The organism is Helicobacter turcicus (assembly GCF_019711685.1).
In the GTDB taxonomy this organism is placed as follows: Bacteria; Campylobacterota; Campylobacteria; order Campylobacterales; family Helicobacteraceae; genus Helicobacter_D; species Helicobacter_D turcicus.
The window spans coordinates 28,590-38,329 of sequence record NZ_JAIGYQ010000011.1; the positions used below are offsets into that span (position 1 = coordinate 28,590).

At 35.3% G+C, this 9,740-nt stretch carries 7 protein-coding genes; 1 reads left to right on the forward strand and 6 read right to left on the reverse strand.

Features of this window, described 5'->3' with window-relative positions:
* Positions 1 to 8: 8 nt before the first annotated feature.
* A complete protein-coding gene (locus tag K4G57_RS07580; protein ID WP_221532593.1) occupies positions 9 to 2,156 on the forward strand; it encodes a WD40 repeat domain-containing protein in 2,148 nt (715 codons plus the stop codon).
* Between the two features lie 38 nt (positions 2,157 to 2,194).
* Here the strand turns inward: K4G57_RS07580 and K4G57_RS07585 are convergent, their stop codons facing one another.
* From K4G57_RS07585 to K4G57_RS07610, 6 genes are read right to left on the reverse strand one after another with little or no spacing between them, the layout of a single operon-like run.
* A complete protein-coding gene (locus K4G57_RS07585) occupies positions 2,195 to 3,025 on the reverse strand; it encodes a CvfB family protein (RefSeq protein WP_221532592.1) in 831 nt (276 codons plus the stop codon).
* Positions 3,022 to 3,573 carry a hypothetical protein gene (locus K4G57_RS07590; protein ID WP_221532591.1) on the reverse strand — a complete coding sequence of 184 codons (552 nt, stop codon included), beginning with the start codon at positions 3,571 to 3,573 and terminating at the stop codon, positions 3,022 to 3,024. Before K4G57_RS07590 ends, K4G57_RS07585 begins: the two co-directional genes overlap by 4 nt.
* A 56-nt stretch (positions 3,574 to 3,629) precedes the next feature.
* Positions 3,630 to 5,522: a menaquinone biosynthesis decarboxylase gene (locus tag K4G57_RS07595; RefSeq protein WP_221532590.1), complete on the reverse strand. Its 1,893-nt coding sequence runs from the start codon at positions 5,520 to 5,522 to the stop codon at positions 3,630 to 3,632.
* A 9-nt stretch (positions 5,523 to 5,531) separates the two neighbouring features.
* A complete protein-coding gene (locus K4G57_RS07600; RefSeq protein WP_221532589.1) occupies positions 5,532 to 6,347 on the reverse strand; it encodes a TIGR00282 family metallophosphoesterase in 816 nt (271 codons plus the stop codon).
* The gene (gene mfd, locus K4G57_RS07605) at positions 6,347 to 9,391 is read right to left on the reverse strand and encodes a transcription-repair coupling factor (RefSeq protein WP_221532588.1); all 3,045 of its coding nucleotides are present in this window, start codon (positions 9,389 to 9,391) and stop codon (positions 6,347 to 6,349) included. The genes K4G57_RS07600 and mfd overlap by 1 nt, the downstream gene beginning before the upstream one ends.
* Positions 9,378 to 9,734, reverse strand: coding sequence for a bactofilin family protein (locus K4G57_RS07610; RefSeq protein ID WP_346727943.1), 357 nt, complete (start codon positions 9,732 to 9,734; stop codon positions 9,378 to 9,380). Before K4G57_RS07610 ends, mfd begins: the two co-directional genes overlap by 14 nt.
* Between the last annotated feature and the right edge of the window lie 6 nt (positions 9,735 to 9,740).

The window sequence follows — 9,740 nt, forward strand, 5'->3', positions numbered from 1 at the left end:
GATACATAATGCTTCCTCTGAGAGATACTTTTTCCCTTACTAGCAGTATTTTAGGAATTACTGCAGATACAGATAAGATCTATGTTGTTGATAATCTTTATAATGTTTATGTTTTTTCACGCAAAGACAAAACTTTGGAAAAATCTACCTCCATTCAAGACGATAAATATCATCTTTTTGAATTTAGCAAGGCAGTGGGATTTGCTCATAAGCGAAAGTGTTTTGCGATAGGTTTTAGTAACTCCAACAAAGGGGCAGTAGTCGGTTTAGAGCAAAACATTGAAGTCTTAGAGCCACTAACTTGGCAAAAAAAAGAAATCACAAAAACAATTTTCTCTCCTAACGATTCCTATTTAGCTACAGGTGGGGAGGAGAATAGAATTGTTATCTATTATGGGGATAATTATAATTTTTTACTAAGCTCCTCACCTTTTTCTGATGCAGTTTCTGCCATTGCTTTCAGCGATGATGAACATTATGCTTTAGGAGCTAGCTTTAGTGGGGAGCTTGTTGTAGTTGATATTCCCTATGATAAGGTTATTGCTAATATAACATTTGAAAGTGTGGTTGAAGATGCACTTTTTGATAAAGACAATTCAAAAATCTTTTGCATCACGCGTGATGGCGATACGATTCTCTATGATTTAGTAGAAAATAAAATCATTAATAAAAATCAATTCAAAGATTCATGGCTTACACTTTGCAAAAGGATTCCAAATACAGATTTTGCCCTCGTGGGTTCTAGAGGCAATTCCTTATATCTTATAAGAATCTCTAATAACAAGCATATAGAAACCTTAAAAGTTAAGCACCATGGAATTACAGCAATGCATTTTTATCAAAATTTTCTATTCTTAGGATATAGTGATGGTGCAATTGAATGTTATGATACTGCATTTCAAATGGAATCTTTCTTGCAGGTTTTGGAGCTTGGCAATATGGATGACATTACAGCAATGTTCTATCAAGATAATATCTTTTTATGCACCCTGCAAACCTATAAAGAAAAGTTAGACGCACAGTGGAAAGAAACCTTAAAACAAGCTGTTGCTTTATTATCCAAAAACTCTGTTCAAGAAGCTATTGCATTAACCGAACCCTTTATGCGTGATATAGAAAAAAAACAAGAGTTCAATACTTGTCTAGAACAAATCCACTATATCGCAGAATTCCTCGATGCCGCTGAAGAAAACAATTACATTAAAACCTATGAAATTGCAGAAAAATATCCCTTTGTTAAAAATACTTTAGCCTATGAAAAAATAGAGCAACTTTGGCAACAAGTTTTTAACACTTGTCAAGCTCTTCTTGTGCAAGATGCCGCAATAAATATCAAAAAAGCAAAAAAACTCTTAGGTGTATTTAACCATGTAGAATCTAAAAAAGAAGATATAAAATTATTATTGAATAATGCGAATGCATTCTTAGAGGCAGAACAAGCCTATAAAAATAAAAATATTGTTGGCTATTTTTCTTTATGTGAGAAATTTCATTTCTTAAAAGAAACCGACACCTACAAAAAAGCACTTTATGCAAGTAGAAATCTATTCAAACAAGTCAATATGCTTGAGAGAAAAAGCAATATAGAACAAGCAATAAAATTATGTGAATATCTCAATAATATTCCTCTATTTAAAGATGTTACTGATACAAAACTTGCTTCTCTTCATCTTAAGAAAAGATTCTTAGAAGCCTATGCAAATAACAACATAAAAGAAGCTTTCAATTTAGCAGATACAAGTATTGAACTAAAAAACCTCCAAGAATTCAAAAAACTTTACGATACATTTCTAGAGCTCTTTAATAAAGCATTCAAAGCTGCAACAGATGGAAAGCCAGAGGTTGCTCTAGAGGTTTTAAAGGATTACACATCTATTGGGAGTTTAAAAACAAAAATCTCCACACTTCTAAAAAACGCTTATCTAAGAGAATTCCAATTTAACAGCCCAAAACGTGTTGTAAAAAATATCAATTGGTATGGTAGTTTTGAACAATACATTAAACGTTATGGTGCTGACGAAGACATTATAAAAGTTGCAAAAGATCTAGGGTTGTATCCTATTTTAGAACATGTTTTAGAATCTAAAGATGATAATGCTTCGCATTGCTCTTTAATAGAACCTATGGCAAAATCCTTAATCGTAATGGGGACTTAAGAGCTGCTTTAGATTCAAACTTTCAATACTTTTAACCATCATAGCTTCTTGATTGCTCCGTTTTCAAGCACCACTTTACCTTCACTTATTAACGCACTTAATGCACGTTTAAAAGCCTTTTTACTCATATTGCACTGCTTATAAATTAATTCCGGAGCACTATCATAGTTTAAATCTAGGATTTCCTCTTGTTTTATTCTCTCAAAAAGATTTTTAGATTCCAAGTCCTTATTATTTTTAGATAGAGGGTGCCTTAGACTTAAATCACATTTGCCATCTTTGTAAATACGTTTAATGTATCCCTCTTTTTTCTCAAACAGAGCAAAATCTCCAAAAATCTCACTGCAATAAAGTAAGCCTAAATTCTTCCCATTTAACACACATTCAAATCCCATTGGTGTTTTTCTAAAAGGTAGAATCTCTACCTTTGTCCCAGTCTTTAACTCTTGCAAATTTGTTTTAAAACTCTGCAAGAAAGGCTTAATATTTTCCTTTGCAAGCAAACGATTTTCTCTATCTAGTGTCAAAAAAACTACAACTTGACTACCTATAGGATAATTTTGCGGAATCCTTGTTGGCATAAACACATCTTTTGCAATACCCAAATCCAAAAAACAACCCAAATGATTTTTATCCACCACCTTTAAAAGTGCAATCTCTCCCCTTTGCGCCTTTGGTTTAAGTGTTGTTGCCACAGGTCTATCACTAGAATCTGTGTATAAAAATACCTCTAGCTTATCCCCAACCTTCGCATTTTTTGGCACATAGGCATTTGGAAGCAACACTTCCTCTGTCCTCTCAAGCAAATATGCTCCCGGATTTGCAAAACGTACAATCTCTAATGTTTTCACCAATCCAATACTTATCAATCTATAATCTCCATTAATGTCCCAAACAAACTCCTACCAAGCGGGATCCCATAAAACTCCGAAATTTGAAGTCCCACAAAAAACACCATTACCATAAATACTATAAAACCCAAAAAACTAAGCACTAAAAACATTTTAAAAAGTTTCAAATAAAACTGCTCTTCAAGCGTATCATCAAGAATTTTATGAAATCTAAAAAAATCCACAAAATATCCAAGCCAAAATGCTAAAATCCCACACAAAGCCACACACAAAAAAACAAAAATCAACATTGAAGCATAAGGAGAAAAATGCACACTAAATTCATACAAATGTGCTTCCCACATTAATACCGCATATCCAATATGGATTCCAAATCCAACCAATGCTAAAACAATAATCCAAAAACCCCAACTTACTGCAATTTCTATCTTTGTAGAATAGTTGCGAAATGCTGTGTGCATTTTCTGCTTAATTTCTTTATCGCTTAATTTTTGATAACGCAATTCCATAATCTCAGATTTCAGTCCTTTAAGCCAAACTCTACGCGTATTAGTTTCCATATCCATACTTGCCCTTTCTTAATGAAGTGCTAGAATTCTGCCTTAAAATTGTCAAAATATTCTTAACAATTATAGGATTTATCAATATGAAATGCTTTATAAAATTTCTTTAAATCTCCAAATTCCTTTAAAAGTCCCATTGCCTCTAAGTGCTTTAGCACCCCCAAAGAACAATCTGTTTCTTTTGGCCACTCACGAAAATATCCATCACGTATATCCTTATCGGTTGCGTCTATAAACACCACAGAATCTAAAATCTTCACATCACGTTTTGCATCAATATTATTGACAACACGCCAAAGTAGCATATACAAATTTTCTAAATCATTTTTAGAATCATCTACAACCACCACAACACGTGCATGTTTTTGGAGTTTTTGGACAGAATCTAATTCTTTATCCATTTTAGATTCCAACTTCTTATACAACTCTACAAGCACCTTACCCACAGCTTCTTTTTTCTCTAAGCCAACAAGTGCAATAGGATTTTTAGTCTCCATATAGATTTGCAAAACACGTTTAACTTCCCCACTACCCTTTAACACATTAGCTAAAATCTCTTTTAAAGCATCATTATCTAAAACCTCACAAGATTCCAAATCTTTTGCATAATCCCTTGTGCAATCCACGCCAAGTTTTCCACCTTGCGCAAACTCTGGAGAAGCATGGTCTAGTGCATCACACACGCCATCGCTAAGCAAACAAGCCTTAGGACTAAAGCGATTTAAAATATAAGGGATAATCTCCAAATCCTGCAATTTTGGTGCATTTTCATCTACAAAAATTGCATGTTTAACAAAACTCATTTGTCCAACACCCCAAAATGCGTGCATACTCTGCTTTGCTTCATTTGGAAAACGTGCCTTAATTTTTGCTAAAATTAAATTATGAAACACCCCATTTTCTGGCATATAATAATCTATTAAATCTGGAGTTGTTGTTTGCAATAAAGGCAAAAATATACGCTCTGTAGGATAGCCTAGATATTTATCCTCCAATGGTGGCTTACCAACAACGGTAGCAAGATATACTGGATTTTTTTTTGAAGTAATCACACTCACTTCAAGCACAGGATAAGGTTCAATAGGAGTATAAAAGCCCGTATGATCGCCAAATCTACCTTCATTGCGCATAACTTCAGGATCTACAAAGCCCTCAATCACAAAATCCGCATCATAAGGCACACACAGACTATTGCTCACACAACGCACAAGCTTTGGCTTTTGTTTTTTAATAAATCCGTATAACATTAGTTCATAAAGCCCATAAGGCAGAGGTGCAGTCGCACACCAAGTATAAAGAGGATCTCCTCCAATAGCAATACTAACGGGCATTTTTTGTCCAACCTTGCGGTATTCTTCAAGCAAATACACGCTATCTTTGTGGATTTGCCAATGCACACCTAGATGATTTTTATCATACACTTGCAAACGATACATTCCAAGATTCCGCACACTTCCATCAAGACTTTGTGTGTAGCACTGCCCCATTGTGATAAATCTCCCCCCATCCTCACTCCAAGTCTTAAGTATTGGAATCGCACCTAAATCAACTGCATCTCCTTGTCTAATCACTTCTTGACACAAACCCCTACCCTTTAAAATCTTAGGCGATAAAAAACGCAAGTTCAAAAGCTTTGGAGATAGAGCAAGTGCTTCTTTAAAAGTTCTAGGTGGCTTAAGTTTAATAAGGCTTGCCACCTCACTTGCTTGTTTTTCCACATCACCTACAAGCAACTCTACAAGTTTAAAACTCCCAAAAACATTCATAAGCACTGGTATCTCATATTGGATTCCATGTTTTTTATCCACAGGATTTACAAAAAGTAGTGCTTTAGAATCTTTACGCTTTACTTCTAAATACGCTAAATGTGGAATCTCAAGCTCCACATCCAAAGGTTCAGTAATCACTCTTAAAGCATTATTTGCTTTTAGTTTATCAATGGTTTGTCGCATATAACCTCCTTATTTTGCAACTAATGTTTTTTCTAAACTTCCATTATCCACTGCTTTTAATTTAAAGGCTTCTATGCATTTTCCATAAGAAATCTCACACACAATCATTTGAAAAATACTAGGGATTCCCCTTTTCTCTGGCACACTTAGACGACTTGGAATCCCGGTTAAAAAACGTTTAATTGGCTCTTCACATTCCATTCCTATTACACTCTCTCTAGCCCCGCTCATTCCTACATCACTCACACCAAAACTTCCTTCAAAAATCTCTAAATCGTCTGTTCCAATATGCGTATGTGTGCCAATAATCGCCGCAATTCTACCTTTTAACATCATAAACATTGCACGCTTTTCACTTGTTGCTTCAGCATGAAAATCCACAATAATATTTTTTATTCCCTCACTATGCAACATATCTACCATAACATTTGCACAAATAAAGGCATTATCGCATTGTGGCATTCCAAAATGTCCCATTAAATTCAACACTGCAAAAGGCTCACCGCCAACACTTCCACGATACACACCACTTCCCACAACACCTTTTGGATAATTGTGCGGACGCAAGACATTAGAATTCTCTAGTGCTAAAAATGTAGTAACTTCCTTTTTATCCCAAGTATGATTGCCGCCTGTGAAAATATCCACACCAGATGTTTGAAGCTCTTGCACACTCTTTGCTCCAAGTCCAAATCCATGGCTAGCATTTTCTCCGTTTGCAATAATGACATCAAGATTATAAAAACTTCTTGCTTCCTTGACATAACGTGTAACTTGCTCTCTGCCAATTTTACCTACAATATCGCCGATAAACCCAAAGCGCATTATTGTCCTTTATTTAACTTCTCCAAATAAATAAACACCGCTTTTAGCACATCATCTTCATCTTTACTGCTTGCTTTAATGCTTGTCTTCTCTCCATTAACTTGCGTGAAAGTAATATTTTGCTGATAATTCATAATATTTGCAATTCCACAATTTCTAGCAATAATCTTAATACGAATAAGGTCTAAAAACTGCCTTGTATAAACATCTAAGCGTCCAAATCGCTCTTCAATCTCACCTTCAATCCCAAAAATAGCTTTTTCATTCTCGCATTTTGACAAGCGACGATAAATCTCTAAACGCAGACGTTCTGATTCAATAAGCTCCGGATTTAAAAATGCAGTTACGCTAAGTTTAATATCTACGTTTGCTTCTTTTTGTTTCATATTACCACTAAGCGCAAAAATCGCATCTTCGAGCATTCTAAGATAAAGTGAGTAGCCAATATTTTTAATATGCCCACTTTGTGCCTCACCTAGTAAATTCCCACCACCACGTATTTCTAAGTCGTGGTAGGCTAGTGCTCCACCACTGCCTAAGAAAGAATTTTTCTCTAAAGCTAACAAACGCTTTTTAGCATCTTCTGTAATAGCATTAAAATCCTCCACAAGCAAATAACAAAATCCCTCTTTATTTCCACGTCCCACACGCCCACGCAACTGATGTAAATCTGCAATTCCAAAACAATTAGCATTATCCACCAAAATTGTGTTAGCATTTGGCAAATGGATTCCAGATTCTACAATACTTGTGCAAAGCAAAATATGATAACCTCCTTTAGCGAACTCTAATACAATGTCTTCTGCTTCATTAACTGGAATCTGCGAATGTAAAATAGCGATATTTAGCTTTGGTAAAACACGTAGAATCTCCTCTTTTTTTTGCTTAATCGTAGCAATATTGTTATGGATATAAAACACTTGCCCACCACGGCGCATTTCACGCATAATCACTTCTTTTAAGAGCGTGTCATCAAGGTGTTTAATAAAAGTGCGTGTCGCTTGACGCTCACTTGGAGGCGTTTTTAATTCACTTAAGCCTTTAATGTGTGAAAGTGCCATATTTAACGTGCGTGGAATCGGCGTTGCTGACATTGAGAGCAAGTGGATATTTTGACTTAAATCCTTAATCTTTTCTTTTTGTTTAACTCCAAATTTATGTTCCTCATCTACAATCATTAGCGCAAGATTCTTAAACTCCACATTTAAAAGCGTATGTGTGCCAACTACTGCATTTAAATTCCCTTCTTTTAAATCTCTTAGAATTTGCTTTTTTTCTTTTGTCCCAACATAGCGATCTAATCTAGCTAAACGCAATCCAAAAGGTGCAAAACGATCTTTTAACGTATTAAAATGCTGGTAGGTTAGTAACGTAGTTGGTGCAATCATTGCAGATTGATACCCATTTAAAAACATTACAAACATTGCATTCATCGCAACTTCTGTTTTTCCAAAACCTACATCTCCACTTAAGAGCCTATCCATCACGCGCCCACTACTAATATCTTTAAAAATCTCTTCAATTGCTTGAGTTTGGTCTTGCGTATAATGGAATCCACTTTGATTTTGAAAAATTAAAATCTCCTCTTTTTGCACATTGCACACTACACCATCAATTAACTCACGCTTTGCAGCTAAAGCAACAATAGCATTAGCAATCACAAAGAGTTTTTCTCTAACCTTCTCTTTAAGTTTTGCAAAAGAGCCTTTACCTAAGCGGTCTAAAAGCGGAATCCCGCCACCATCAGCAATATAGCGGTCAATTCTATCTAGATTTTCAACAGGAAGTAAAAGCTTATCCTCCCCTAAATAGCGTAGAGTAATAAAATCACGTGTTGCTCCAAAAATATTTGTCTGCGTGATTCCGCTAAAAATTGCGATTCCATAATCACTATGCACGACATAATCGCCAACTTTTAGCTCGTCTAATAAAATCCTTGTTTTAGTGCGCTTTTTTTGCCTTTGGGGTGTATTAAGAGAAAGAATTAAAATTTCTTTACCTAGAAGATTAACTGCATAATCTACACCAAACTTGAAATTATAAGGTGCATCTAATGGAATCTTAGCTTGACGCGCCTGCGCTTCACTCTTTGCAAGAATTGTGATTGTCTTCATTTTGTGAAGCTCTAAGAAATTTTGGAGTGTATTAAAATTGTAATTAAAATCTTGATATTCTTGTGTAGAATCCAAAATTTCACCATTAAGCACACATTGCAATTTTTTAGCACTATACTCATTAAAACTTAGCACTTCCTTTGCTAAATCCTTAGTGCTTGAGGACACTACAAAGGGATATTCACTTAAAAAATCTTTCGCGATTCCAATTTTTTCTAAGCACCAAAAGCCAAAACCTAAAACATCACCACTCCCGCCTAAATCTAGCATAGATTGCTTGTGTGGAAGTTCTGTAATAGCAAACTTTAAAGCTTCATAGGTTTTCGCATCTAAGTTTAAAAATGCCGGAGAAATTTCTAAGGATTCTAAAGGCTCTTTGGAACATAGTTGTGTTTGTGAATCAAAATGGCGCACACTCTCTACTTCCTCGTCAAAAAGCGTGATACGATAAGGCTCTTCACTATTTGGCGTTAAAATATCAATAATATCTCCACGGATTGAAACCTCGCCACTAAGCTCAACTAGATCCACAAATTCATAACTAAAATGCAACAAGTTTTCTTTGAAATTCTTAAGATTTAAAATATCACCCACTTTTAATTTAAGCACACAAAGAGATTCCGCATTTGGCAGTGAATGCAAGAGTGTGTATAAGGGCGAAAATAAAACCTTCTCTCCCTTGTGTGCATAAAAATCCCTAAGTGTTGCAAATAACGCGCATAACTCCTCTTGATAGCTACGCAAATCATCGCCAAATTTTGCCCTAAAGTCTGGCAAAACAAATGTTTCAAATCCTAAAAACTTCGCTACATCTCCGCAAGACAAGGCACTTTGCCTATCTTCACATAGGATTACAAGCCCATTTTTAAAGCGCGATTTAAACTCCCCCCTATGCGCTTTTAAAAATGCATAAATACTACTTTGATGCAACGCCTTCCTCTGTTTTTTGGTTTAGCGAGATTGTTTTTGGCGCTTTTAAATCTATCTTATTTTTATCATATTCGTTGTTTTTATGCACAACGCTTTGCCCTACAAACTCACCGCCTTTTTCTATGATAAGCTCTTTTGCCATAATGCTTCCATCGATTCTACCCTGTGGCAAAATCTCAACAATACTGCAAGTGCAATTCCCCATAAGTTTTCCACTAATAACCAAATGTTCTGCATCAATACTACCATCCACATTTCCAGTTTTGCCAATAACTACATTAGTTTTTGCAGCAACATTACCTTCTAAATCACCATCAATATGTAAGCTACACTCGCTATACACATCACC